The sequence below is a fragment of the Acinetobacter sp. BHS4 genome, from assembly GCF_018454425.1.
Lineage (GTDB): Bacteria > Pseudomonadota > Gammaproteobacteria > Pseudomonadales > Moraxellaceae > Acinetobacter > Acinetobacter pittii.
Genome location: NZ_CP075323.1, coordinates 586,878 through 611,927, shown reverse-complemented (window position 1 = coordinate 611,927; position 25,050 = coordinate 586,878). Strand labels below are relative to the sequence as shown.

General features: G+C 38.7%; 23 protein-coding genes. 13 read left to right on the top strand and 10 right to left on the bottom strand.

Annotated elements, in window-relative coordinates; translation table 11 throughout:
* The first annotated feature begins 52 nt into the window (after positions 1 to 52).
* Positions 53 to 634: a L,D-transpeptidase family protein gene (locus KIP84_RS03015; RefSeq protein WP_213689303.1), complete on the top strand. Its 582-nt coding sequence runs from the start codon at positions 53 to 55 to the stop codon at positions 632 to 634.
* A gap of 70 nt (positions 635 to 704) precedes the next feature.
* On the opposite strand, the gene KIP84_RS03010 is transcribed toward KIP84_RS03015, so the two are convergent.
* On the bottom strand, positions 705 to 1,391 hold the full coding sequence (locus tag KIP84_RS03010; RefSeq protein WP_002116101.1) for a response regulator: 687 nt from the start codon (positions 1,389 to 1,391) through the stop codon (positions 705 to 707).
* Between the two features lie 21 nt (positions 1,392 to 1,412).
* Complete coding sequence (gene baeS / locus KIP84_RS03005) at positions 1,413 to 3,071, bottom strand: sensor histidine kinase efflux regulator BaeS (RefSeq protein WP_032005542.1); 1,659 nt, start codon at positions 3,069 to 3,071, stop codon at positions 1,413 to 1,415.
* Between the two features lie 132 nt (positions 3,072 to 3,203).
* On the opposite strand from baeS, the gene KIP84_RS03000 reads away from it, so the two are divergent.
* The 3 genes from KIP84_RS03000 (at position 3,204) to KIP84_RS02990 (ending at position 7,622) form a co-directional block, all read left to right on the top strand.
* Positions 3,204 to 3,581 carry a hypothetical protein gene (locus KIP84_RS03000; RefSeq protein ID WP_032006070.1) on the top strand — a complete coding sequence of 126 codons (378 nt, stop codon included), beginning with the start codon at positions 3,204 to 3,206 and terminating at the stop codon, positions 3,579 to 3,581.
* Positions 3,582 to 3,870: 289 nt separating this feature from the next.
* A complete protein-coding gene (locus KIP84_RS02995; RefSeq protein WP_005804712.1) occupies positions 3,871 to 5,673 on the top strand; it encodes an acyl-CoA dehydrogenase C-terminal domain-containing protein in 1,803 nt (600 codons plus the stop codon).
* A 167-nt stretch (positions 5,674 to 5,840) separates the two neighbouring features.
* The gene (locus KIP84_RS02990) at positions 5,841 to 7,622 is read left to right on the top strand and encodes an acyl-CoA dehydrogenase C-terminal domain-containing protein (protein ID WP_002116088.1); all 1,782 of its coding nucleotides are present in this window, start codon (positions 5,841 to 5,843) and stop codon (positions 7,620 to 7,622) included.
* 72 nt (positions 7,623 to 7,694) lie between these two features.
* Here the strand turns inward: KIP84_RS02990 and KIP84_RS02985 are convergent, their stop codons facing one another.
* Positions 7,695 to 8,573 carry a LysR substrate-binding domain-containing protein gene (locus KIP84_RS02985; protein ID WP_213689811.1) on the bottom strand — a complete coding sequence of 293 codons (879 nt, stop codon included), beginning with the start codon at positions 8,571 to 8,573 and terminating at the stop codon, positions 7,695 to 7,697.
* A gap of 123 nt (positions 8,574 to 8,696) precedes the next feature.
* Between KIP84_RS02985 and KIP84_RS02980 the strand changes: the two genes are divergently transcribed.
* Together KIP84_RS02980 and KIP84_RS02975 are read left to right on the top strand one after the other, a co-directional pair.
* Entirely contained in the window at positions 8,697 to 9,407 is a 711-nt protein-coding gene (locus KIP84_RS02980; RefSeq protein WP_213689302.1) for a glutathione binding-like protein, read from the top strand.
* Between the two features lie 161 nt (positions 9,408 to 9,568).
* Positions 9,569 to 10,051: a phosphate-starvation-inducible PsiE family protein gene (locus KIP84_RS02975; RefSeq protein ID WP_002116490.1), complete on the top strand. Its 483-nt coding sequence runs from the start codon at positions 9,569 to 9,571 to the stop codon at positions 10,049 to 10,051.
* A 38-nt stretch (positions 10,052 to 10,089) separates the two neighbouring features.
* Here KIP84_RS02975 and KIP84_RS02970 read toward each other — a convergent pair whose 3' ends face one another.
* Positions 10,090 to 10,473, bottom strand: a complete 384-nt coding sequence (locus KIP84_RS02970) for an RcnB family protein (protein WP_005804715.1) — start codon at positions 10,471 to 10,473, stop codon at positions 10,090 to 10,092.
* A 165-nt stretch (positions 10,474 to 10,638) separates the two neighbouring features.
* Here KIP84_RS02970 and KIP84_RS02965 point away from each other — a divergent pair, with 165 nt between their 5' ends.
* Positions 10,639 to 11,085 (top strand): hypothetical protein, encoded by a 447-nt coding sequence (locus KIP84_RS02965; RefSeq protein ID WP_213689301.1) that lies wholly within the window; start codon positions 10,639 to 10,641, stop codon positions 11,083 to 11,085.
* A gap of 195 nt (positions 11,086 to 11,280) precedes the next feature.
* Here KIP84_RS02965 and KIP84_RS02960 read toward each other — a convergent pair whose 3' ends face one another.
* On the bottom strand, positions 11,281 to 12,744 hold the full coding sequence (locus tag KIP84_RS02960; RefSeq protein WP_213689300.1) for a phospholipase D family protein: 1,464 nt from the start codon (positions 12,742 to 12,744) through the stop codon (positions 11,281 to 11,283).
* 75 nt (positions 12,745 to 12,819) lie between these two features.
* The gene (gene znuD / locus KIP84_RS02955; protein ID WP_213689299.1) at positions 12,820 to 14,895 is read right to left on the bottom strand and encodes a zinc piracy TonB-dependent receptor ZnuD; all 2,076 of its coding nucleotides are present in this window, start codon (positions 14,893 to 14,895) and stop codon (positions 12,820 to 12,822) included.
* Between the two features lie 136 nt (positions 14,896 to 15,031).
* On the opposite strand from znuD, the gene KIP84_RS02950 reads away from it, so the two are divergent.
* The 6 genes from KIP84_RS02950 to KIP84_RS02925 all read left to right on the top strand — a co-directional run bounded on the left by KIP84_RS02950 (position 15,032) and on the right by KIP84_RS02925 (position 21,453).
* On the top strand, positions 15,032 to 15,796 hold the full coding sequence (locus KIP84_RS02950; protein WP_213689298.1) for a DUF4184 family protein: 765 nt from the start codon (positions 15,032 to 15,034) through the stop codon (positions 15,794 to 15,796).
* A 170-nt stretch (positions 15,797 to 15,966) separates the two neighbouring features.
* Entirely contained in the window at positions 15,967 to 17,751 is a 1,785-nt protein-coding gene (gene aspS / locus KIP84_RS02945; protein WP_005064200.1) for an aspartate--tRNA ligase, read from the top strand.
* A 149-nt stretch (positions 17,752 to 17,900) separates the two neighbouring features.
* On the top strand, positions 17,901 to 18,119 hold the full coding sequence (locus KIP84_RS02940) for a hypothetical protein (protein WP_063099595.1): 219 nt from the start codon (positions 17,901 to 17,903) through the stop codon (positions 18,117 to 18,119).
* A 450-nt stretch (positions 18,120 to 18,569) separates the two neighbouring features.
* Positions 18,570 to 19,415 carry a glycosyltransferase family 25 protein gene (locus KIP84_RS02935; protein ID WP_063099596.1) on the top strand — a complete coding sequence of 282 codons (846 nt, stop codon included), beginning with the start codon at positions 18,570 to 18,572 and terminating at the stop codon, positions 19,413 to 19,415.
* Position 19,416: 1 nt separating this feature from the next.
* Positions 19,417 to 20,523 carry a glycosyltransferase gene (locus tag KIP84_RS02930; protein WP_213689297.1) on the top strand — a complete coding sequence of 369 codons (1,107 nt, stop codon included), beginning with the start codon at positions 19,417 to 19,419 and terminating at the stop codon, positions 20,521 to 20,523.
* A 36-nt stretch (positions 20,524 to 20,559) separates the two neighbouring features.
* Positions 20,560 to 21,453, top strand: a complete 894-nt coding sequence (locus tag KIP84_RS02925; RefSeq protein ID WP_213689296.1) for a hypothetical protein — start codon at positions 20,560 to 20,562, stop codon at positions 21,451 to 21,453.
* Here the strand turns inward: KIP84_RS02925 and KIP84_RS02920 are convergent.
* The 4 genes from KIP84_RS02920 to KIP84_RS02905 are packed head-to-tail and all read right to left on the bottom strand — an operon-like array spanning position 21,450 to position 25,036.
* Positions 21,450 to 22,484, bottom strand: coding sequence for a glycosyltransferase (locus KIP84_RS02920; RefSeq protein ID WP_213689295.1), 1,035 nt, complete (start codon positions 22,482 to 22,484; stop codon positions 21,450 to 21,452). The two genes, KIP84_RS02925 and KIP84_RS02920, sit on opposite strands and share 4 nt — an antisense overlap.
* 7 nt (positions 22,485 to 22,491) lie before the next feature.
* Positions 22,492 to 23,259, bottom strand: coding sequence for a glycosyltransferase family 2 protein (locus KIP84_RS02915; RefSeq protein ID WP_213689294.1), 768 nt, complete (start codon positions 23,257 to 23,259; stop codon positions 22,492 to 22,494).
* Positions 23,256 to 24,011, bottom strand: coding sequence for a polysaccharide deacetylase family protein (locus KIP84_RS02910; protein ID WP_213689293.1), 756 nt, complete (start codon positions 24,009 to 24,011; stop codon positions 23,256 to 23,258). The genes KIP84_RS02915 and KIP84_RS02910 overlap by 4 nt, the downstream gene beginning before the upstream one ends.
* Entirely contained in the window at positions 24,008 to 25,036 is a 1,029-nt protein-coding gene (locus tag KIP84_RS02905; RefSeq protein WP_213689292.1) for a glycosyltransferase, read from the bottom strand. The genes KIP84_RS02910 and KIP84_RS02905 overlap by 4 nt, the downstream gene beginning before the upstream one ends.
* Positions 25,037 to 25,050: the final 14 nt, after the last annotated feature.

Genomic DNA, 25,050 nt, shown 5'->3' with positions numbered 1-25,050 from the left:
TTAAGTCATTCTCAACACTTAAGAGAGTTTCTTACACATCAAAGAATAATATATGAAAATTAAACCTCTCATTATTTGTACATTTCTTATCATTCTACTGGGAATCGCTTTTTATAATTATGAAAGATATTTACCGACTTTTACGTCAAGCCATCAAGCGCTCTCAAAAGAAGAAATATTAGAACTCATAAAGACCAAGCCAGTTACCTCAATTGAAGTGTTTAAAAACCAACGCCTACTTCTGCTCAAGAGTAATCAGGGCGTGATTCGGCAATATCCGATTCGTCTCGGCTTTAATCCCAATGGACATAAACACTTTGAAAATGATGGTAGAACACCTGAAGGGATTTATTCTATAGATTGGCGAAACTCACAAAGTGCTTACTATAAATCTTTGCATATTTCCTATCCCGATGCGAAAGATATTGCTTATGCCAAGCAACATAATCAACCAACAGGAGGAGATATCATGATTCATGGATCTGTTCCGAAATCATTACTCTCGATACCTTTTAGCTCGACTTATATGCCCCATAAGGATTGGACGTTAGGATGTATCGCGGTTAGAAATGTAGATATAGATGAGATTTGGCAATTAGTACCCAATCATACCAAGATTATAATTTATCCATAAAATCTTTAAAACTATCCACATTTTCTGTGGATAACATTGTGGTTATCCACAGAATAACTTTTATGAAGACTTACTCTTCAGGATATTCGAAGCGATAACCTACACCATAAACGGCTTGAATCCATTCATGACGGTTACCAGTTTCAGCCGCTTCACTAATTTTTCGGCGCAAGTTTTTGATATGGCTGTCAATTACACGGTCGGCAACGTCAAAACTATCTGGATTAATATGATCTAATAATTGTGCACGTGAATATACTTGCCCTACATGCTCTAAAAATAGCTCAAGTAAGCGAAATTCGGTTGGCGTTAAGCTCAATGATTTTTGTTGATACCAAATTCTTTGTTGTGCTTTATCAATTCTGAAAGAATCATTTTGCTCAGGCTCTGCCTTACGCTCTAAACGACGTAAAACAGCTTGTACACGAGCAACTAACTCTTTGGGACTAAATGGTTTACATACGTAATCATCAGCGCCCATGTTAAGACCTAATACTCTGTCAATTTCTTCGGTACGGGCAGTGACCATAATAATCGGTAAATCTGATTGTTCACGAACTTTACGGCAAATCGTTAAACCATCCATTCGTGGAACCATTAAGTCCAGAATCATCAAATTTGGTTTACGTTGCTGGAAACTCGCATAGGCATCTTGACCATCATGAAACATACTTACTTCAAAACCGGCAGCTTCAAGATAATCACGCACCAAATGCGCCAATTCGACTTCATCTTCAACCAACATCACATGTTTCATGAGATATTTTTCCTTTTATATTTAACTCTGCTTTTTAAAAGTAAGTACACAACGTAAACCACCTAATGGTGAATGTTCAAAACTGAGTGTACCACCAAGCGCCTGCGCAATCTTACAAGACAAAGCTAAGCCCAGCCCTGTTCCACCTGTACTACGCGTACGCGAATCATCTACGCGATAGAAACGTTCACCTAAACGGGATAACTGCTCATCACTTAAACCATAAGGACTATCATCGACATACAAAGTCCACTCTTGAGGATTCTGACTTGTATGAATATGAATTTTGCCACCTGTTTCTGTGTAACGAATACTATTACTAATTAAATTAACAATAATCTGTTTAAAACGGTCACGGTCTAATAATAGCGGAGAACTTGTTCCTTCAACTTGAATTTCGAGACCAGCCTGCTCAAGTTTGGGTTTAAAGTTTTCAACTTCTTGTAGTACCACTTCCCATGGATTTACAGAGCTCAAATAACACTTAAGCTGCTGAGCATCTGCCTGCGCCAAGTCTGCAAGGTCTTGGGTCAATTTTTTCAAGCTTGAAACCTGACGCATCATTGCATCTAAATGTTCAGGTGTGGCTTTTCGAATCCCGTCTTGCATGGCTTCAATTTGTGCTTGCAATACAGCCAAAGGCGTTTTTAATTCATGGGACGTATCTGCCACCCATTGACGTCGTGACTCTTCATGCTGATGTAAAATCTCTGCCAAATGGTTCAATTGAGTTGATAAATCACCTAACTCATCATTTCGCTTAATAACTACTTGGTGTTGATAATTTCCTTTGGTTAATTCATTGGTTGCATTTAATAAACGCTGAATTGGCTTTTTAAAATAAGTCGCCATTAACAGTGCTGCAACTAAACTTGATAGTAAGGTTAAAGCATAGATTAAGAGTAAATAACGCTTTTGATTACTAAAGAAATTAATACTCAAAGCGTCTTCTTTATCTAAAACAGGCTTTAAACCTAAATATCCCACGACTTTATTATTTAAAATAATTGGGCGAAATGACATTTGATCTGAAGAAGGCGGTTCACCTACTACAAACTGGTGCTGCGCGTCATATAGAGATAAACGCGAACTCAACCCTAAACGGTCTGGCAAAGCGATAAAACGCTTCTTCCCATTTTGGGTTTCAATATCTTTTAAGCTTCCCTTCTTTGATTTATTTTTATCATCACTTGGGCGAAACTGATTTGCGCTTAAAGGGAAACGTAATCCTTCAAAGGGTTGATACTGTGAAGGTAAATTTTGCTCGAGTGCTCTTAATTCCTCATCACTAAAAATAGTATTTTTATTTGTCGGCGCAACTTGAGGCGAAATATTGATGAGCGCGTGTTCATCAAAAGAATGCTGCTGTATGGCAATGTCATATTGGCGACGGAGCCACCACTGCGAGAGACGGTCATAGTCATCGGGAGCCGCGGTTCCTTCGATTTGTAAAATCTGTGCCTGAATCGCATTCCCCCAATCATGGTACACCGTATAGACATCGCCAAGATTGGTAATGAGGCGGTCTAGTTTCTGCATTTCAACGTCAGCTACATATTTGGCAAAGTTCTTTTGCATTGTCCAGTGCAAAACGCTCAAGCTTGCAGTCGCAATAAGCAATGTGGTGAGCAAGACTGTCAAAAATAACCGTAATGCAATGGGAACACGTAGAACGTTCAAAAGCACTCTCTCATTTTTACCCTATATTTTGCATTGTAACCAACAACGAAAAGAAAAACTCTCCATTGTTTCTACATCTTTATTATCTAATCTTTAAGACATCAGAAAACACAACATTAAAGGTCTTTAAATATGAAAATGACGGCAAAAATTGCATTATTCAGTGCGGCAATTGTAACAATGGGAAGTTTGGCTGCGTGTCAATCGACAACTCAACCACCTAAACCAGAGCATGGAATGATGCAAGATGGCCCACGTGAGGGTCACCACCGTATGAAGCACCGTGAGTTCACTCCAGAACAAAAAGCTGCATGGGAACAGCATCGAGCAGAACGTCAAGCTCGCTTTGAACAAATTCAAAAAGCATGTGATGGTAAAGCGAATGGACAAACAGTAAATGTTCAAGTTGGAGATAAGACACTTGAAGGTACTTGTAACCTTCGTTTTGAACCAAAGCGTCCTCAACCACCAGTTAACGCTCCTGCTCCTGCACCAGTTCAAGCAAAATAATTCTAAAAATCATAAAACAAAAGGCGCCTATAGGCGCCTTTTGTTTATACATAAGTGTTTACGATTTTGACTATTTGTATCATATAAACATAACCAAAAGTATTTACACTCAAAGCACTTACATAGTTTCAGCATTTTTTTCTTGACTTTGCAGTCACAAAGTAAAGGTCCTGAGGTGCTTGTACAGTTATGCAAGTTGTTGCACGATGTAATAGTCCAAGGTGCCTCATGGCACATTATCATAGATTAAGATTATAACTCTGGTTTCACCAGTATTGAGGAACCCGATATGCCACAATACAAAGCGCCCTTACGTGATATGCAATTCGTTTTGCATGAATTATTAAATGCTGAAGAACACTATGCAAAATTACCTGATTTCCAAGGTAACGTAAGCCGTGAATTGGTTGATCAATATTTAGAAGCTGCGGCGGACTTCTGTGAAAATGAGCTTTCTCCTTTAAACCAAGTTGGCGACCGCGAAGGTTGTACTTGGAATGATGGCGTAGTTACCACTCCAACAGGCTTTAAAGAAGCTTATCAAAAATATATTGAACTTGGCTTTCCGTCTTTATCAGCAGAAGAACAATACGGTGGTCAGGCTTTACCTAACTCTTTAGGTATTGCAATTTCTGAAATGGTAGGTAGCTCTAACTGGGCATGGGGCATGTACCCGGGCTTGTCTCACGGAGCTGTACGTACGTTAGAACATCACGGTTCTGATGAACAAAAAAATACTTATTTACCAAACCTTGTTTCAGGTGTTTGGACAGGTACGATGTGCTTAACTGAGTCTCATGCAGGTTCAGACTTGGGTATTATCCGTACTAAAGCAGAACCAAATGCTGATGGTAGCTATGCAATCTCTGGCGAGAAAATCTTTATCTCTGCTGGTGAACATGACATGGCTGAGAACATCATCCATATCGTTCTTGCTCGCCTACCTGGTGCACCAAAAGGTACTAAAGGTATCTCCTTATTCATCGTTCCTAAATTCAATGTAAATGCAGATGGATCTATTGGCGAACGTAATGCGGTACGTTGTGGTTCTATCGAACACAAAATGGGTATTCATGGTAACGCAACTTGTGTCATTAACTTTGACCAAGCTAAAGGTTACTTGATTGGGCCTGAAAACCGTGGTTTGAACTGTATGTTCACCTTCATGAATACAGCACGTATTGGTACTGCTGTTCAAGGTTTAGCAGCGTCTGAGTCATCTTTCCAAGGTGCGTTAACTTACGCGAAAGAACGTTTAGCAATGCGTTCACTTTCTGGTCCTAAAGCTCCAGAAAAAGAAGCAGACCCTATTATCGTTCACCCTGCTGTTCGTAACATGCTTTTAACTCAAAAAGCTTTTGCTGAAGGCGGTCGTGCTCTTGTTTACTTACTTGCTCAATACGCAGATATCGTTGAAAAAGGCGAAACTGAAGAAGAGCGTAAGTTTGCTGACAACATCTTGTCTTTATTGACTCCAATTGCAAAAGCATTCTTAACTGAAACAGGTTCTGAATCTGCTAAGCACGGTGTACAAGTCTTCGGTGGTCATGGCTTTATTTCTGAGCATGGCATGGAGCAAATCGTACGTGATACACGTATTGCTTGCTTGTATGAAGGTACAACTGAAATTCAAGCACTTGATTTGTTAGGTCGTAAAGTATTGCAAACTCAAGGTGCAATGCTACGTGACTTCACTAAGATCATCCATAAATTCGTAGAAGCAAACAAAGACAACGCTGCTATGAAAGAATTTGTTGAACCGCTTGCGGCACTTAACAAAGAATGGGGCGATCTTACTATGCAAATCGGTATGCGTGCGATGCAAAACCCAGATGAAGTCGGTGCTGCTGCTGTAGATTACCTATACTTCGCAGGTTATATCACTTTAGCTTACCTATGGGCTCGTATGGCGCTTGTAGCACAAGAGAAATTGGCAGAAGGTACAACCGATGTTGACTTCTACAATGCGAAAGTAACTACTGCTCGTTTCTACTTCAAGAAAATCTTGCCACGTGTACGTTCTCACGTAGATGTGATCGCTGGTGGTCTAGATCCATTAATGTCATTAGACGCTGAACATTTCGCTTTCTAACCATAGTTAGTTGCGATATGCAATGTTAAAAAACAAAAAAGGACTGCTCAGTTTTGACGGTCCTTTTTTTATAAAATCAATGATAAATTTACACTTTAAATTCCATATCCATTTCGTTTTACAGGATATCTAGCACAGGCCAATGTGCACAAAAAAGGTGAACGATTATGCCAATTTACAATGCTCCTTTAGCTGATATGAAATTCATCTTAAATGATGTATTTAAAGCAGAACAATTTTGGCAGTCTAATGAGAAACTCGCTCATGTAGATGCTGCAACAGCTGAAGCAATTTTAGAAGAAATGGCTAAATTTGCTCAGAACGTGACTCATCCATTAAACCGTACCGGTGACGAAGAAGGCGCTCGCTATGAAAACGGCGAAGTATTCACACCAGCTGGTTTTAAAGATGCATTTCGTCAATATGCAGAAGGTGGTTGGATTGGCTTAGGTGCCGATGAGGAATGGGGCGGTCAAGGCATGCCAAAAATGCTCACCGTTCTTTCTGATGAAATGTTATTTGCGACTAACCCATCTTTCATGCTTTACCCACTTCTTTCAGTAGGTGCTGGTATGGCTTTAAGCAGCTACGCATCTCAAGAACAAAAAGAAACTTATTTACCTAAGATTTATTCAGGTGAATGGTCAGGTACCATGTGCTTAACCGAGCCACATGCAGGTACTGACTTAGGGATTATCAAAACTAAAGCAGAACGTAATGAAGACGGTACTTATAACATTACAGGTACTAAAATTTTCATTACTGGCGGTGACAACGATTTAGCGGAAAACATCATTCACTTAGTACTTGCTAAAACTCCAGATGCCCCTGCTGGTTCACGTGGTATCTCGTTATTTATCGTACCAAAATACCTTGTAAATGAAGATGGTTCTTTAGGCGACCGTAACCATGTTGGCCCAGGTTCTATTGAACATAAAATGGGGATCAAAGCATCTGCAACTTGTGTAATGAACTTTGATGGAGCTAAAGGTTACCTCGTTGGTAAAGAAAACGAAGGCCTAGCTGCAATGTTCGTGATGATGAACTACGAACGTTTATCAATGGGTATTCAAGGTTTAGGTGCATCTGAATTTGCTTATCAAAATGCTGCTCAATACGCGACTGACCGTTTACAAGGCCGCAGTGCAGCTGGTGTTCAATCACCAAACAAACCTGCTGACAGCATTTTAGTGCATGGTGATGTACGTCGCATGTTGTTAAATGTACGTGCCAATAATGAAGCTTCTCGTGCATTTGCTGTCTATGTAGGTCAACAACTCGATATTACTAAATTCTCAACTGATGCAGCAGCAGTGAAAAAAGCCAATGACCGTGTTGCGCTTTTAACTCCAATTGCAAAAGCTTACCTCACAGATACAGCCTTCCAAGCGACTTTAGATGCTCAAATGGTATTTGGTGGTCACGGTTACATCCGTGAATGGGGTATGGAACAATGTATTCGTGACCTTCGTATTGCTCAAATCTACGAAGGAACCAACGGCGTTCAATCTCAAGATTTAATTGGTCGTAAAACTATTAAATGTGGCGGTGCGTTCATTGCTGAATACATCACTGAAATTCGTGACTTTGCAAATGACCTAGATACTGACTTGAACTTCATTAAAGATGCAACTTTAGATGCTGCAACTGAAATTGAAGCAATCACTCAGTTTATTATTGAGCAAGCTGCTGAGAATGTAGAGTTCCCTAACTCAGCTGCGGTTGATTATTTACATGCAGTGGGTTTACTCAGCTTCTCATACATGTTTGCGAAAATTGCTGCCGCTGCTAAAGATAAGTCTGGTGATTTCTACCAAAACAAACTTGCTTTGGCTCAGTACTTTGTTGAACGTATCTTGCCGGATATTGATGCACGTATTGCTAAAATCAAAGCTGGTTCTGACTTAATTATGGGCTTTAGTGAAGATTACTTTACAAATCAAGCTTAATTAAGTTCTTTATAAAAAAACGCCTGAACAATCAGGCGTTTTTTATTTCTAATCATAAAAGATAGATAACTTTTAAGTTTTTAATTTCTCGACCAAGAAGTCAGCAGTAATATTGACACTGGGTAAAAGCCCTCGTCTTGTCAACATCAATAAACTTGTCGTTACGCTACCAGCAGACCAGTCTGGCAAAACATGAATTAAGCTACCCTCAGATAGTTCATTCATACAAAAAGTTTCAGGTAAAAGCGTAATACCCAATCCCCTTTTTGCAGCCCCCTTTAAGATCTCCGACTCATTTGCTACAAAGCGGATGTTTGGACGTACTATCTCTTTCTGACCATTTATATTTTGAAAATGCCATGGATTCATTTGCAATTCAGGCCATAAGCCTTCGTGTTTAAGCAAATCTTCTGGTGTATGTATAGGAGCCGATTTCATTAAGTAGGTAGGCGCTGCAACAGCAATGATTTTATCATTTTTAAGCACACGTTGAATTAATCCAGAATCCGGCAATGGTTGAAAATGACTACGGATCACAATATCAAAGTTTTCACTCATAACATCAACGTAACGATCAGTTACCTCTACTTGTAATAACAGCTTAGGATAACGTTCTGCAAGTTCAGGCAAACAATCAGATAAAAGATACTGAGCAATGGGTACAGAAGCACTGAGCCTGACTACACCACTTGGCTCTTGTTGTTGTATTAATAAATTTTCTTCTGCGTAACGAAACTCATCTACTGCATTTTTGGCATGTTGATAAAACAGTTTTCCTGATTCGCTTAAGACAAAACTACGTGAACTACGATGAATTAACGTTAAGCCCAGCTTATTTTCTAATATTGCAACACGCTTACTAATAGTTGATTTAGGTAAATTGAGCTGTTTAGCTGCGGCAGAAAATCCTTGATGCTCTACAGCAACAACAAAGAGATAAACATCATTCAAGTTTTGTCTAAGTAGCATTATTCAATGTCCATATATGTAGACAATAAGTTTCATAATACCTGACTACTAGAAACTTTTCTGTCGACTTATGATGATTTTACACATCAAAAAAGAGTAATCATCATGTCAACTTTCACTTTATTTTATGGCGTTCCTTCTGGATGTTCATTTGGTTCAATTGTTGCCTTGGAATGGTCAGGTTTACCTTATCAGCTCTGTAGAATCGAGATGCCGGCTCAGTGTAATACCGAGGAGTACCGCCAAATTAATCCAGTCGGTGAAACGCCTGCACTGCTCTACGATAATGGTAAAGTTTTAACGGAAAGCATGGCTATCTTGAACCATATCATGGCAAAAAGCCTGAATGCGGCTTTTCATTATGAACAAGGAACAGAACAATTTAATCTCTTTAATCAGAAACTAGCTTTTTTGAATACGACTTTATTCAATGCATTTAGCCCACTCTGGTATAGTCTTGAACACTCTTCATCAGAAAGTAATAAACAAGCATTACGTGAATATGGAGCAGTCCAAGTTAAAAAAGCATTTACAGCTTTAGAGAATAGCCTGATAAATCAAACTTGGCTAATGGGCGATCAATTGTCTTTTGTAGACGGATACTACGCAGGTATCGCACGATGGTTGAAATATCATAATGTTATTGATATTGATCAATTTCCAAACTGCAAACGACTTTATGAACAATTACAAAATGAGGCGGCGGTTAAATTTGCGCATGCAATAGAACAAGAACAATCCGTAAAGAGTACAGGTAACTTTTTAGGCCATATTGCATTTGAAGATGTCATTCAACAATATAAAAATTTGAAATAGTCTTTGTATTTATAGTGGATATCACCTTACTACCTGAGTTGAATTAAATCTTCATAAAAACGCCTGAATAATCAGGCGTTTTTTATTTTGTATTTACTATTTCCATTGGCACAGAATTTGTTTAATTTCTAAACATTACGAAGTAAACAAAAGATCTTATTATGCCTGATCCTAAAAAATACGAACGAATACTCGACCGTTTCGGACATTACGCCGTAGAAGCCTTCCATTATTTAGCCTTATTTATTATCGGGTGTATGGTGGCATGGTCGGCAGCCAATACGGTTTTTGAAATTCTGACCGTCAAAAAGTATGCTTCAATTGATGATATTTTATTATTATTTATTTACTTAGAGCTTGGAGCAATGGTTGGAATTTACTTTAAAACCAATCATATGCCTGTGCGTTTTCTTATTTATGTCGCGATTACGGCCTTAACCCGTCTACTCATTTCAGATATTCAACATGATCATAAAGCAGATATTGATCAAGTCATTATTACGGGCTCAATTTTGATTTTAGCCTTATCTATTTTAGTTGTACGATTTGCTTCATGGCACTACCCATCAGTGATGAAAGAGAAACATGCAAAAACTTCTAATAATTTGAAAACACCTCAACCGCAAGATGACGAGTTAGCATAGAAAAAGGCCTCAATATCGAGGCCTTTTTATTTTTACATTTAACGAACTCGGTAAATGTTGTGTCTTGAGTCTACTAATAAGTATTGATTAGGGGTTTTAACCCAGTGGTATCCACGTGGTGGTGCGTATAAACGGTGCGCTCTCCAGTCCGAAACATAATAACGGCTATGGCGATATTGGGTAGGAATACGTTCACCACGTTTAAAAGCAACATAGTTACCATAATGCTTACCACGATCAGCATTTGACCAAACTGGCGCTCGGTGATCATTACGATAATCATGACGGCGGTCATCACGATGCTCATATCGATCATAGTTTTTACCATGGTCATTGTTCCAACGGTGTCCAGAATCGGCCATCGCGGTAGCTGATATACCTAACATTAATGTCGAAAGTACAAGAACGATTGGCTTTTTCATGGCCTATTTCCTTTTAATCTTGATATGAAGCTAGATTAAAAGAGACTCAAGGAGAAACCATGAATAAAACCGCTTTGATTGCTAAACTTTGTAATGACTATAAAGAAAATATGAAGAATCTGTATCTGTGCTACCATTAGCATTTTTCAAACTAGGTCAATTGCTGTGTCTGAAATCAGTTTTGAACGTCTTCATCAATTTTTTTGCAAAGTTCCAACCGTACAAGAAGCCCGTATCATGGCTCATGGAGCAGATGGCGAACATGCTTGGTGGTTTAAGTTCAGTATTGACGTAGAGCATGCACTTGCATGGCAAACAGTTCAAGAACTAGGTCATGTTTTAAATTACCTATCGACAAATGAACGCCTACCCACATTATTCTTCCCTGTTTCACCGCCACCTTATATGAATGGTGAAGCCAAAGATTTTTTATCATGGATTATTCAGTGTAATCATCCGGAGTTTTCTCCAGATGTGGTCTGTGACTGGCTTGAAGCACGTTTGCCGAATCCTGTTGACGACGAGTCGCAGTGGAAAATTAAGACAGATTTGAGTGAAATAGAAAAACTTGATGATAAAGCGTTGGATCAATTGATTCCGCCAGCACCTTAAATCGGACTTATAGCACAGCCTTTGCTTACAGTGATGTTCTTATGTCTTTTGTATAGGCTAATGCCTCACTTTTGAGAGGTCAAAAGTGACAAAAACCTTTGTTTCACTGATGTTGCTTCCCTGCAACACAGTGAAACGGCGACATCCATGCCGCCAATCATCTTGCTATTTTTTGGAAAACTCCAAAGATAGTGATTAAAAAGTCGACAACCCTGACCATTCCATAAAACGATAAATCCAATACTTCACTTTAGACTCATCTGCATACTTCGCATAATCCACGCTCATCTGTCTATCTTTTAGGTTTGACCACGAGGTATTGAAGTAATCTTGCGCATCTTTAAAAACTTGATCTTGAACTTTGCCAATGACCAACATATCCGTTTCAAGGTTGTAATTTTTTAAATTACGGGCCGTAAAGTTGGCAGATCCTACAATCAACTCAGCGTGTTGGGCATTATATTTCAAGATCATTTTGCTATGGTTCTGCTCGCCATGTGTATCACACCAACGGATTGGAATGCCCGCAGCGTGTAGCTCTGAAGCCACCTGACGGTTTGGAATACCATTCTTTTGTCGACCAAACGCATCTTTATTTGGATCGAGTAAAACACGAACAATAACGCCTCGTTCTTGAGCACTTTTTAGGGCTTTAATAATCTTACGTTCAGATAAATAGAACATGCTTAAATCAAGATGCTCTTTCGGCTTCGCTGAATTAATTAATTTCAATACAGATTGATAAATTGCACCTTCAGTTAAAACTTGCACTTGAGGCTTGCTAACGTCTTTTTCAAAGTCACCTAAAATGAGCGATGGAGAACTACTGCCTGACATTTGTGCAACTGCAGCTTCAGTTTGGAGAACATCAGCAGCTGTCGCCCCTGTTACAACCAATGCGACATTAGAATGTCTAGAGCTGCCATCGTGTGGATTTGCTGAGGTCACCAATGTCTTCCAACCAGCATCGGTATCGACTACAACAGTCTTACGGTGATTGGCCTTAAAATTAAATAAGTTTAAATAGCTGCGCAGTGTAATTTTTTCATCACCGAATGGATTCGGTAACCAGCCCTTTTCAGGGTTATTGCCAATATTTTGACAGCAGATGTACCAGAAGCCTGACCAGAATGGGTTAGAAGCACGCAAAGGCGTTAAATTCGTTTCAATCACATCAACACCTGCCTGACGTAACTGACGATAGTGTTCAGGGCTGATACCACCGTATACTGAGTTAATCGGGTCGGTAATCATAACAATCTGAATTTGGCGATTTTGTCTTTTCTTACTTACTAATGCATCGGTTAGCTCTTGCATTAATGGTCTTTGCTTGAGTTTTGAGTCACCCACTTCTGAGTTAAACAAGAACATATCCACCACAATTGTGGATTTTGCCTCATCAATCATTTTCAAGATTTCATCAAAAATATGCTGGTCAACCTGCTGTTGTCCTTTCGCATCTAGATAGGTTTTATCAGCTAAGAATTTGACATCGGCATGTCTAAGCTTGCCACTAAAGTTAATCCCTTGTGGTAATGGTTTTACTGTGTGGTAAATCGCCGATGCAACATATGCAATAGCAACAACGCAAAGTAACACCGCCATATAACGACGCCCTGACCAATTTATTTTTTGATGAATTCGTTGAAAAATACGCATAAAAAAGACCTAACTTGATGCTTTCAAATTAGGTCTTTTGGATTGATTTTTCAAGTTTAGTTTCGTGTTAAAGCCTTAAAAACTAAAATCAACACCCACCGTAAAATTACGTCCAACTTGTGGAATATTTGATAAGAATGAAGCATGTTGATAAACCGTGTCATCTAACAAGTTATTTGCTTTCATATAAACACGATAATCTGTTTTTGCACCATACTGCCCAGAATATGCCACGCCAAGATTGAGCATGTTATAGCCTTCAGTTTCGGTCTCATAAGCTGCGATCTTATCTTGGTTAAAGACATGATAGTACTCGGCAGAACCACTAAAGCCATCGCCAAAGTCTGCATCAACTTTAGTACCTAAACGTCCCGCTGGAATACGTGGAGCATTACCCTCGGCATCAATTTTACCGCGTACATAGTCACCAAAAGCACTGATCTTGTACATTGGGGTAATTTGATAACCAATTTCACCCTCAGCACCATAGAAACGAGCTTTATCTTGAGTGTATTGAACTAAACGGAAATCTTTATAACGGTCAAGGGTTTGAGCATAGATGTAGTCATCAAACCAGTTATGGTACACATGAAGATGATAATCAAGTTTGTCATTATCAAAATGCAAACCTAACTCAACATTATTCGATTTTTCCTTACTGAGTTGATCATTTCCTAACTCATAAGTATTCGTCGCAAAATGTCCACCATTTGCATATAACTCTTGAGCTAAAGGCAAACGCTCTTGATGTGAAGCGACAAAAGAAAGTTTATAGTTCGGTGCAAACTCCCAATTCGCAGCACCTGCGTAAGAGAATGCCGAACCATCAAAATCCTGTTTAGAGTTGTCGTCTACATCAATTTCTTGCTGATCTGCACGGGCAGAAAGCTCAAAATGTACGTCTTTCCATTGTTTATGTTCTAAAGCAAATACGCTCCACTTTTTGGTAGTGGTCGGGGCCATAAATGCTTCTTCGCCAGTTAAATCTAATTTCTGTTGACCTAACTGTGCGCCAATTACCCCTTCCCAACTTGCAATCGGGTTATGTACTAACTCAATACGTCCATCATAACCTTTGTTTTGGAATCGGGTTGCAATTGCTCCCTCTTCAATTTCATCATGCTGATAGTCAGTATAGCTTGCTTGCGCACGTAACTTTTGGAAGCCTGCAAATGGATCATTTAACTCGGTTTTAAAATCGTAACGCTCAGATTTTAAATCAATCCATGGGCCGCCATGTTCGTGTTCATGTTCTTCATGCTCATGATCGTGACCTTCTTCACCCTCTTCATGTTCATGGTCTCCACAATGCAAATGCGGTCTTCCACCTAGATGAGCGCTACAACTTTCGTATTCATGGCTATGCCCCGGTAAGCCATACTGGTCTCTGCGGTTGCTATAAGAAATCCCCGTATAACCACGGTCATAAATCCAAGACAAACCAACATTAACCGAGTCACCCTGCGCAAAAGTATTGTCTACACGGCGCTCTTTTTCACCTTCATGAATATAATTGGGCGCAATATAATTATTCGCATCACGAGTTAACCCCTCAACACGTAAAGCAACTTGGCTGCCCAAGCCAACAGTTACGCCAGCGCTCGCCAGTTTTTCATCACTTCCAGTGTTGTAACGTAAGCCAACTTGTCCTTCATAACCATTTTCAGGCATTTGCGTAGGGATCTTGTTATCAATGACGTTGACTAAACCACCGACAGTCCCCGCACCAAACAGTAAAGTTGAAGGGCCGCGAATTACTTCTACTTGTTTCGCAAGCACAGGATCTACTGTTACCGCATGGTCAGGAGACAACGTCGATACATCAATATTTTCTGATGAATTTTGAAGTACTTTAACGCGTGGCCCATCTTGTCCACGGATGACTGGACGACTCGAACCAGCCCCAAACTGATTCGCGTAAATTCCTACTTCACTACTGAGTGCATCCCCAATGGTGGCAGCACCTTGCGACAAATGCTTTTGATCAACCACGGTATCTGCAACAGCAAAATCTTGTGACGTTTGCTCAAGTGGATGAGCCTTAATTCGGATGGTTTCTAGCTTTTCAACATTTTCACTTTCTGCTGCAAATACAGGTACCGATATTGCAGCCAAAATGGATATGGTCAAAATATTTTTATAGAACAACATGAGGTGATTCTCTGATCGCTACGCCTTTTGTTTTGTTATATTATAACATTTCAGTTGTTTTGCAATAAAAAACATTTCTAATCAGATGATTCGTTAGACTGGCCAATTAAATGATGTGAGTAAATTCTAATTTCTAATGCCTTTTACCATCTCTCATGCCGTTATAGCACCACCTCTTTCCAAGCTTAGTCGAAACACTTTACCAATTGCTGCATTAGCAATTGGCAGTATGACACCCGATCTTTACCGCTTATTTACAATGCAATCAGGTATGTTGACTCATCAATGGAAAGGACTTTTCTACCCAAATCTTGCATTAGGATTATTATTCTGTGCTATTTGGTATTTACTTTACCGGCCTGTAATTTATCGTTTTTTTGGCATTCAACATGATCTTGACCTCCACTCTATAAAACGTATTTTTTTATTTTTGGTTGGAACATTACTCGCACTTATTTTAGGGATTGCAACTCATTTAATTTGGGATGGCCTAACACATTCTGACTTTCGGACTTTTATATTTAAAGATGTATTAGCGACCACAGTTCATCTTTTGGGACACCCTTATCCCTTACATCGTCTTTTGCAGCTAGGCTCCTCTGCTCTTGCGCTACCTTTTATTGTTTGGATGTGTGTTCACTATTATCAGCGCTATAAACAACACTGGAAAGTAAGTAAAAAAATTAAAATTTTTGCATGGTGTCTGTTGATTTTATCTACATTGTTAGGCCTATTTTCTTTTTGGGATTATGCCCGCCACATTCCTCATGAAGTTTGGCATGCCGATACGTATTATTTTACGGGCCGCTCTATTAATGAATTTATGCAAGGTTGGTTAAGTACCTTTAGCTTAGGATGCTTACTATTCCTGATTTTAGATCGACAACAAAGAATGGGATGAATAACTAAAATCGCTGCCAAATTGCTCATTTTCAGGTTAATTTCTGCGGTTTTTTGATCTAGTTCTTGTGACAAACCATCCAACAAGGCATAATCGAAAACTTACTTTTTTGACGGTGCGCGGTTTACGCATCCGTCCTTTCAGCCAATATAGTTTGGATAATCTTCATCATGATGCGAACTCATTACTGTGGCTCTTTAACTGAAGCCCAAATCGACCAGACCGTTACACTATGCGGTTGGGTACATCGTCGCCGTGACCATGGCGGTGTTATTTTCCTTGATATGCGTGACCGTGATGGTCTCGTTCAAGTGGTTATTGACCCAGATACTCCAGAAGCATTTGCAACAGCAGATAAAGCACGTTCTGAATATGTATTAAAAATTACAGGTCGTGTTCGTCGCCGTTATGAAGGTACTGAAAACCAAAATATGGTGAGTGGTCAAATCGAAGTTTTAGGCAAAGAAATCGAAGTTCTTGCTGCTTCTGAAACTCCGCCATTCCCGTTAAATGATGACACGATTAACGTGTCAGAAGAACACCGTTTAAAATATCGTTTCTTGGACATCCGTCGTCCAGAAATGTTAGATCGCTTACGTTTCCGTTCTAAAGTAACTAACTTGATCCGTAATTATTTAGACGATCACGGTTTCTTAGACGTTGAAACTCCGATTTTAACTCGTGCAACTCCTGAAGGTGCACGTGACTATTTAGTACCAAGTCGTGTACAAAATGGTAGCTTCTACGCACTTCCACAATCACCGCAATTGTTTAAACAATTATTGATGGTTGGTGGTATTGATCGTTACTACCAAATCGCGAAATGTTTCCGTGATGAAGACTTACGTGCTGACCGTCAGCCAGAATTTACTCAAATCGACATTGAAACATCGTTCTTAAATGACGATGAAATCATGGATTTGATGGAAGGCATGACTGTTAAACTATTTAACGACTTGCTTGGCGTAAAATTTGAAAAATTCCGCCGTATGCCATATAGCGAAGCAATGCGTGACTATGCATCTGACAAACCAGATTTGCGTATTCCGTTGAAACTCGTTGACGTTGCAGACTTAATGCAAGAAGTAGAGTTCAAAGTATTTGCTGGCCCTGCAAAAGACCCTAAAGGCCGTATTGTTGCTTTACGTGTTCCTGGTGCAGCTTCATTGCCACGTAGTGCAATCGATGAATACACCAAATTCGTTGGTATCTATGGTGCTAAAGGTTTAGCGTACATTAAAGTTAATGAACTCGCTAAAGGAATTGAAGGTCTTCAATCTCCAATCGTGAAATTCATTGAACCGATTGTACTTGAGCTGTTGGAACGTGTTGGCGCACAAGATGGCGATATCGTATTCTTCGGTGCTGATAAAGCTAAAGTTGTAAATGATGCAATGGGTGCGCTTCGTGTCAAGATTGGTCACGACTTGAACCTTTCAACTTGTGAGTGGGCTCCACTTTGGGTTGTTGACTTCCCAATGTTTGAAGAAACTGACGATGGTAAATGGACTTCTGTTCACCACCCATTCACGCTTCCTAAATCTAGCGTAGAAGACGTGAAGAGCAATCCAGGTGAAGCACTTTCTGTTGCTTACGACATGGTATTGAACGGTACTGAAGTTGGTGGTGGTTCACTTCGTATTTACACATTAGAAATGCAAAAAGCGATTTTTGAAGCGCTTGGTATTTCTGATGAAGAAGCAGAAGAGAAATTCAGCTTCTTACTTAACGCGCTTCGTTATGGTGCTCCTCCTCACGGTGGTTTGGCATTTGGTCTTGACCGTTTAGTTATGCTTATGACTGGCGCGACTTCAATTCGTGACGTTATCGCATTCCCTAAAACTAAGACTGCTGAATGTCCACTTACTCAAGCACCTGCTCCTGTTGAAGCAAACCAGCTTCGTGACTTGGGCATCCGCTTACGTGAAAAGCCAAAAGCTGAAGAATCTAAATAATTTTTTAGATTTTCAAATTAAAAAACCCTGCTTATGCAGGGTTTTTTTACTGGGAAATTTCAGCTATATATTCGACTTATCTAAGCTATGCTTTGCGAATAAGCAGGTCAGTGGCATAATAAAGAGCTTTTAATTTAGAGGACAGCTTTATGGCTATGCGCCCTGATGTACGTCGACATGCTTTAGTCGTGATTGTATTCTCCCTCGCACAATGGTTTTTCATGCGCTATATTCTTGCAAATGAATTATTTAATATGACTACAAATCAACGTATTTTATTTTTCTGTGTAAGTAGCTTGGTTGGTGCTTTACTGATTTTTGTTGCACTAATTTATATGGTACTTAAAGGAAATGCCGACCAACCTTAACAACATGGCTCGCCACTGGTTTTAACCGATATTATGATTTTACTGGTGGCTTAATCTTCTATTTTATTTTTTTGCTGCTCATAGTACTGCAATTTATAAAAGATAACCCCCACTTAAGTTACAGCATTTGAATACCACAAAATATATCGAATTATCAATTATGCTTCACCGTACTTGAGTAAAAACTTCATATATTCTTTAATCCCTAGCATTTATAAAAATTAAATTTAATTAATGCTAAGGACTGTATTCTATGACATTTTATTGTTTGTTTCTATCCAATTGCCAAAGTATCTCAATGACTAAAATTAACGATGTAGATCAATATTATTCTCAGTAACTAGACATTAAATAAAGAAAATCAAAATTTTCCTTACTGGCTATGTCTTTTAATTTCAAGGGCAAAACTTATAGAATAGCAGTTGCTATCATTATGTTGTGAATATCTATATGAAGAAAATCTTAATCTTATGCGTGTCTTTAAAAGATAGCAAAGCAAGACAAGACAACATATCTCATCAAATACAATCCCTTAAACAAGTTGTATCCGATATTCAAATTGATTTTCAGTTTTTTGAAGCTGTATATGGAAAAAAACTTCCGCCTGAATACCTTTCCCTTATTGATATGCGTCGTCAATTTTCAGGCTTGTGTGATCATGCTTTAGGTCCGAGTGAAATCGGTTGCTTCTTGAGTCATATGATTCTATGGCAGCGTCATGCTCAAGGAGACTATATGCAACATGATCGCATCATTATTATCGAAGATGATGTGATTTTTAATTTTAATCAAATTCATGAAAAACTGATTTCTCTCATTGAAACCAATCCCTCTTTTGCATTCTTAGGTGGTCATTCACAACCCTCTAGACGCCGAATTCGAGGTTATACTAGTCAAGATCGATTATATTTTAATATGAGTGGCCCTAAAGACCTATATACCGCTACTTTTGCCTACTCCCTCACTAGAGAACAAGCTCGTATATTTATTGAGAAACAAATCAAGCGATTAACCTATATTGATGACTGGAAATATTTATTACAAAAACATAATACTGTGCCATTTTATTTCTGTTTTGAACATGATGATGAAATTCCTAGTTCGATTGCATCCGATCGCCAGAATTTTATGAAAAAACCAAATCGGTTTAAGAAAAATTATCGAAAGATTCGTAATGACCTCGTTTCTCGTATTATTTCTTTATTTTTATTTAAAAAAATTATTCGTCTTTCTGCTTTTATCGCAGCACATAATAATAGCTTGAATATGTCAGTCGATAATAAGAGCAAGGATTAATATGAAAAAATACCTTTTTATTCAAGATCATTTATATGGTGGCGGTGCAGAACAAATATGTATTGATACTGCTGTCGCGCTTAAAGAAAAAGGTCATGATGTGACAGTCTTGTTATTAGATTCAAACAATATTCGCACAACCTATCCTGAAGACTTGAATCTAATCAAATTCGATATAACACCAGCTTTTATGCGAGGTAGTATCAAAAAAAATAAGTTAAAAAGTGTTCCTTTAGAGCAACAAGCTGAACTAATACAAATCATTAATGACTTAGCACCAGATACTATTATTGCTGGTCATTCACATGCTTTTTGGTTATCACCGATTCTGACAGGGAATGTTTGGTTTTGGGTACATGGTGATACATTAGGTTTAGTACGAAAACAAAATTTAGGTTTCTTTAAGTATTTAGAAGCACTGAAGAAGTTTACGCAATGTAAAAAATCCTGTAATTACTTGTTTAAAGGGAAACAACTTATTGTTGTTAATCAAGATATTAAAAATCTTATTCAACAGCATATTCAAGAGACTACAGTAAAAGTCATTCATAATGGTATTAATGTCAAACGACTCAAGAGTAACTTACCAGATGATAAAAATGTCACTATAAAAAAATGGAATACAATTTTTGTCGGACGTTTATCTGAAGAAAAACAACCAGATGTCGCAATAAAAGCTTTTGCTGAAAGTGGTCTAACCGGACGTATGGCAATAGTCGGTGATGGACCTTTATTAGATGAATTAATTCGCCTTACTGAAACCTTAGGATTGACTAACCGTATTGATTTTTTAGGCTGGCAAACTCAGCCTAATCAGTTTATTCAGCAAAGTAATAGTCTAATTTTGACTTCACGCTCAGAAGGTTTCGGACTCACGATTGCTGAAGCATTAATTCTAAATACACCCGTTGTTGCTTATAATTGTAGTGAAGGTGTAGAGCACCAACTGTCCTCTGGAGAACTTATTCAAGGGCTAGTGACTTTAAATGATATGCAAGCTTTGTCTCAACGACTTTATCAAGTGGTCACGCATCCCTACGAGATTCGAGCACAAGACATACAACGCTTAAATATCTCAGAAATGGTTAAAGCCTTTGAAGAACTATAACCTCCACTATTTAACCTTTGATTTGAGTAATTCATCATGTCTATCTCTCGTATAATTCTCAAAAAATGGTACAAACACCTGCAGAATCAGCAAAATAAAAAATTTGATCCACATTGGTATATCCGCTTTGGTTGGCTGGGTGAATCCCTAAATAATAAAGACCAATTAAAAGACCTATTTGAAATCCACTCCCCTAGAAAGTTTACATTTGCAGACAGCTTTTATGCTTATGAAAATGGCCGTCATTTCATTTTTTTTGAAGAAGTCGATGACCAGCATCCGGTAGGCTTTCTTTCGGTTTTAGAAGTCTTTAAGGATGGCACTTACACACCACCTGAAACCATTTTAAAACTCGATTACCACCTCTCATACCCTTGCGTATTTAAAATAGATAACACTTGGTATATGGTCCCAGAAACATCAGCCAATAAAACCATCGAACTTTGGAAATGTACTGAGTTTCCGCTGAAATGGGAAAAGCATTCCAACCTTATTGAAAATATTGAAGCAGTCGATAGCACCCCTTTTTACCATGAGGGCTTATGGTATCTTTTTACCTCAACGCGTCGTGATTGTAAGAAATTTGGTGACCGTTTAGACCTGTTCTTTACCGAAGATATTTTAAATCCGAACTGGCAAGAGCACCCAATGAACCCAGTGTGCCGAGGCAGTCAGCAGTTCCGTATGGCAGGCAAACCTTTTATTTATAAAGGGCAACTGGTTCGACCAAGCCAAGATTCTTTAAAGCGATATGGCGGCAATATCGAATTAAAAGCGATTACTCAGCTTAGCCCAATAGCTTATGAAGAAAAATTACTAGAAGTCGTTTTACCAGATTGGAATCAGGCTGATGACGGTTGCCATACCATTAATGTCGAAGATAACTTCGTAGTACTTGATGCCATCCGCCTTACACCAAAAAATAATTAAGTTTTCAGCAGGCCTTTATAAATATTAAGCGTCTGCTCAGCCATGGCTGGTACAGTCAGTTCAGCCTTGGCCTTTGCATATAGTGGGCTGAAGTCATTTTGAGCCTCAGGTTGAAGGGCATATTCAATCGCTTTTGCTAAACCTTGAGTATCTCCAATTTCTGCTAGATATTGTTCTGGCAGCCACTCAATTACTCCATTCACCTTAGTTGAAGCCATTGCTTTATCAGCCTGTAAAGCCTCGACCATAACAAGTGGAAAACCTTCACGATCTGATGATAAAACCACGATATCAGCCAGTTGTACCAGATCACGCGCATCAGTTCTAAACCCAAGAAAAGCGACCCGATTTTGCATGTTCAATTCGCTGACTTGCTTTTCCAAACTTGCTCGAAGTGAACCGTCACCAACAATCCATAAATTGGCATCAGTCTGTTGCATCGACTCAATCAATAAACTGATATTTTTTACGGGTTCTAGACGTCCAATACACATAACAACTTTTTTGCTTGTGTCTAGCTCAGTAAAATCTTTTTGAATCGATTGAAGCAATTTTTCTTTATTTTCAGTTGTAAGTACGGGCCGAGGATATACCCCGTTATAAACTACGTGTGCTTTAGACTCTGGAATGCCTTGCGTGAGCGCTTGGCTCACCGCAATGACTGCATCACCTGCTAAATAAGCAGACTTATTCTTTTTAGTACCATGAACAGTCGTTACAAACTTTGGACCAGATAAAAATGGCTTAATGCGGGCAATCAGCTCAGCCGCTTTTCCTGCTTGTGCATGAACAATAGCGGGTTGGATCTGCTGAATAAGATTTTTAAGTTGCCAAAGTAAAAAAATATTCCAACGACTACGGGCAAAATCGATAGCATGAAAATGTACTTGTTGGCTAAACTTGTCTACATAGCAAGGATGTGCAATCACATGTACTTCATGGTTTAAAGCAAGCTCATTAACAAGGTTAAAAGTGTGCTGCTCTAATCCACCAACTCCACCGCTAGTTGCCAATACCTGAACAATTTTCATAGCTTGCCTACTTATTTTTATCTTTATTCATGGTCTGTTCAAAAAGCTTAGCTTCTTTTAGAAATGCATAAAATGCATTAATCATACTATTTACGAAACCACGCCAACCATTTAAGAAACTACGGCGAATAAAATAAGATTTCATAAAAGTCACTGGCATCACCAAAACCAATTTTGCAATGCTTGGAGACTTTCCTTTTTGGAATTTCTCTAATGCTTTTAAGTTGGAATAGTGGTTATTTTTTTCGACCTTAACGAAAATGCTCGACTCACCATAATGGTAAATATCGTGTTGAGCACGTTGAGATTCCCCATCTACGATCACATTTTCATGGACTTTATTGGCAAGGTCATAATGCCCTTTAGACCTACGGAAAAAACGTACTTTTGCATGTTTTTTAGTATGTTTACTGTTCGGAACACCTAAAAATACATCATTAATTGGGGTGATTAATGCATCAAGCTTGTTCTGTTGAATGGTCTCAACAATTTCTTGTTTTAATTCATTAGATAAAACTTCATCGCCATCTAAATTAAGCACCCAATCATTTCGGCATTTAGCTAAAGCTAAACTTTTTTGCCCCGCATAACCCTGCCAGTCTTGGTGAGAAATTTGCGTATTTTCAAAGCGCTTTGCAATTTCATAAGTATTATCAGTACTGCCCGAGTCTAAAATAATGACTTCATCAAACTCACTGACACTTTGTAAAGTTCGCTCTAACCAAGCGCCACAGTTTAAAGTAACAATATAGACACTACATGGAATTTTATTCATAACTTATAACGTCCTTTAGCAAGGGCGATACGCATCTGTAAAGCATTCATGGCTCCATGCGTGCTAACACGTGGAATATTAAATTGGTTATCTGCTTCGTAAGCTTCAATTTTTTTACGAGTCGATACTGCATTTTTAAAGCCAATCTCTTGGACCATTTTCTGGTGCTTTTCGTTAAATCGACCAAATGGATAAGCAAAACTCGGGCACTTCCCAACTAATGCTTCAACATCACGCTTAGACTGAAGCATTTCGTCATAAGCGGTTTGGTCATCAAGTTTAAGTAAGTTCACATGATGTTGAGTATGCGCACCAAATTCAATTAAACCAGAGTTGGCCATTTCATGGATTTGCTCATGAGTGAGCTTTTCGATGCCTTCAATTTGCGTTGCTAAATAAATAGTTGCTTTCGCGTTATATTTTTTGAGTAGTGGATAGGCATAAAGATAATTATCCATAAAGCCATCATCAAAACTTAAAGCAACCACATTCTTTTGATTACGATATTGTTCAAGCTCAGAAACAAAGCAAAAGATAGCACCTTTACGCGTTAACAACGTTAAGAGTTGTTCAAACTTTTCAGGAGGCATATTCATGCCAGAAGCAGCATCTTTAGGAGTGACCTGATGTAACATCACAATGCGAGGTAGTTTACTCGAACGAAACGGAAGCCAGAATGTATAATTACCTAGCACATATAACAGTGCAGCAAGTGCTAGCAGGCCTACCGCAACGTACAAAAACCACATCATGCATAAACCTCATGTGACCATTCATAATCTTCTGAAAGGGGCTGTTTAAACGTCACCTCAACCATAAATTGGGTAATACGCTTAGCATTGAAAGATTTACGTGTTTTCTCCCAACCCTCTTTCGCTACTTTTACAGCTTGCTCTGGGTTTTGATCAAAGAATTGTATCTTCTTAGCCAAGTCAAACTGATCATCAAAGTAAACCACTTCCTGCTCAGTATAGAGTTTCTCAAAGCCTGGAATTCTTGGGCTAAAGGTAAGTAAACCATTACCAGTCAACTGAACAATACGATCAGAGCTATATAAGGTTACATCATTACGGCGTGAGTAATTGAGCCCCATTTTTGTTTCAGATAGAACTTTATAATACGCTTTACCGTAAACACCTGGCTGTTCAAAACAACCATAATATTGATAATTTACATGGCCTTGTTGCAAAGCCTCTGCCAAATCCTTTAAGAATTTCTCGCGCTCAGGCTCTTTATAAACAACACCGCAGAAAATAAAAGTTTTGTCAGTCTTTGAGTTTGAAAATTGCTGTAGTGTTTCTACATTGCGGTGACCAACATTCGGCATATAAGCCACACTTAAATGGGGCTGTTTTAACTTTTGGAGATATTCTCCGCCTGTTGTGCAGAAAATAGCATCTAGATAAGGTGAAAATGCTTTTACAAAGTCGAGTTTGTTTTCAAGATAAAGCGGGTCAACATACCAAAATGCAATTTTAGTATTTGGATAAGCTTCTTTAATCTGTCTTAGAACATCTGGACTCATCAAGTCGCTATGACCAATCAGCACCAAATCAGGCTCAATATTATTAACAACCTTGAGTACTTCTTTATTGGCCCACTTTGCACCTAATTTTTTGGTTTTAAAGATTGTCCCCATTCGCGCCATGTCACGGAAACTAAAATCATAAACGAAATGGCCATTTTCAATTAATCCGGCAGAAATTTTACGGTCTGTGCAGTAAAAATGTGCGCCTTGTTTATTAAAGCCAAAATTTGCAATATGCAATATTTTCATTTATTTACTCAAAA

Coding starts and splice junctions, on each gene's coding strand:
- KIP84_RS03015 (WP_213689303.1), top strand. CDS start 53: ATGAAAATTAAACCTCTCATTATTTGTACATTTCTTATCATTCTACTG.
- KIP84_RS03010 (WP_002116101.1), bottom strand. CDS start 1,391: ATGAAACATGTGATGTTGGTTGAAGATGAAGTCGAATTGGCGCATTTG.
- KIP84_RS03000 (WP_032006070.1), top strand. CDS start 3,204: ATGAAAATGACGGCAAAAATTGCATTATTCAGTGCGGCAATTGTAACA.
- KIP84_RS02995 (WP_005804712.1), top strand. CDS start 3,871: ATGCCACAATACAAAGCGCCCTTACGTGATATGCAATTCGTTTTGCAT.
- KIP84_RS02990 (WP_002116088.1), top strand. CDS start 5,841: ATGCCAATTTACAATGCTCCTTTAGCTGATATGAAATTCATCTTAAAT.
- KIP84_RS02980 (WP_213689302.1), top strand. CDS start 8,697: ATGTCAACTTTCACTTTATTTTATGGCGTTCCTTCTGGATGTTCATTT.
- KIP84_RS02975 (WP_002116490.1), top strand. CDS start 9,569: ATGCCTGATCCTAAAAAATACGAACGAATACTCGACCGTTTCGGACAT.
- KIP84_RS02970 (WP_005804715.1), bottom strand. CDS start 10,473: ATGAAAAAGCCAATCGTTCTTGTACTTTCGACATTAATGTTAGGTATA.
- KIP84_RS02960 (WP_213689300.1), bottom strand. CDS start 12,744: ATGCGTATTTTTCAACGAATTCATCAAAAAATAAATTGGTCAGGGCGT.
- znuD (WP_213689299.1), bottom strand. CDS start 14,895: ATGTTGTTCTATAAAAATATTTTGACCATATCCATTTTGGCTGCAATA.
- KIP84_RS02950 (WP_213689298.1), top strand. CDS start 15,032: ATGCCTTTTACCATCTCTCATGCCGTTATAGCACCACCTCTTTCCAAG.
- aspS (WP_005064200.1), top strand. CDS start 15,967: ATGATGCGAACTCATTACTGTGGCTCTTTAACTGAAGCCCAAATCGAC.
- KIP84_RS02940 (WP_063099595.1), top strand. CDS start 17,901: ATGGCTATGCGCCCTGATGTACGTCGACATGCTTTAGTCGTGATTGTA.
- KIP84_RS02935 (WP_063099596.1), top strand. CDS start 18,570: ATGAAGAAAATCTTAATCTTATGCGTGTCTTTAAAAGATAGCAAAGCA.
- KIP84_RS02930 (WP_213689297.1), top strand. CDS start 19,417: ATGAAAAAATACCTTTTTATTCAAGATCATTTATATGGTGGCGGTGCA.
- KIP84_RS02925 (WP_213689296.1), top strand. CDS start 20,560: ATGTCTATCTCTCGTATAATTCTCAAAAAATGGTACAAACACCTGCAG.
- KIP84_RS02920 (WP_213689295.1), bottom strand. CDS start 22,484: ATGAAAATTGTTCAGGTATTGGCAACTAGCGGTGGAGTTGGTGGATTA.
- KIP84_RS02915 (WP_213689294.1), bottom strand. CDS start 23,259: ATGAATAAAATTCCATGTAGTGTCTATATTGTTACTTTAAACTGTGGC.
- KIP84_RS02910 (WP_213689293.1), bottom strand. CDS start 24,011: ATGATGTGGTTTTTGTACGTTGCGGTAGGCCTGCTAGCACTTGCTGCA.
- KIP84_RS02905 (WP_213689292.1), bottom strand. CDS start 25,036: ATGAAAATATTGCATATTGCAAATTTTGGCTTTAATAAACAAGGCGCA.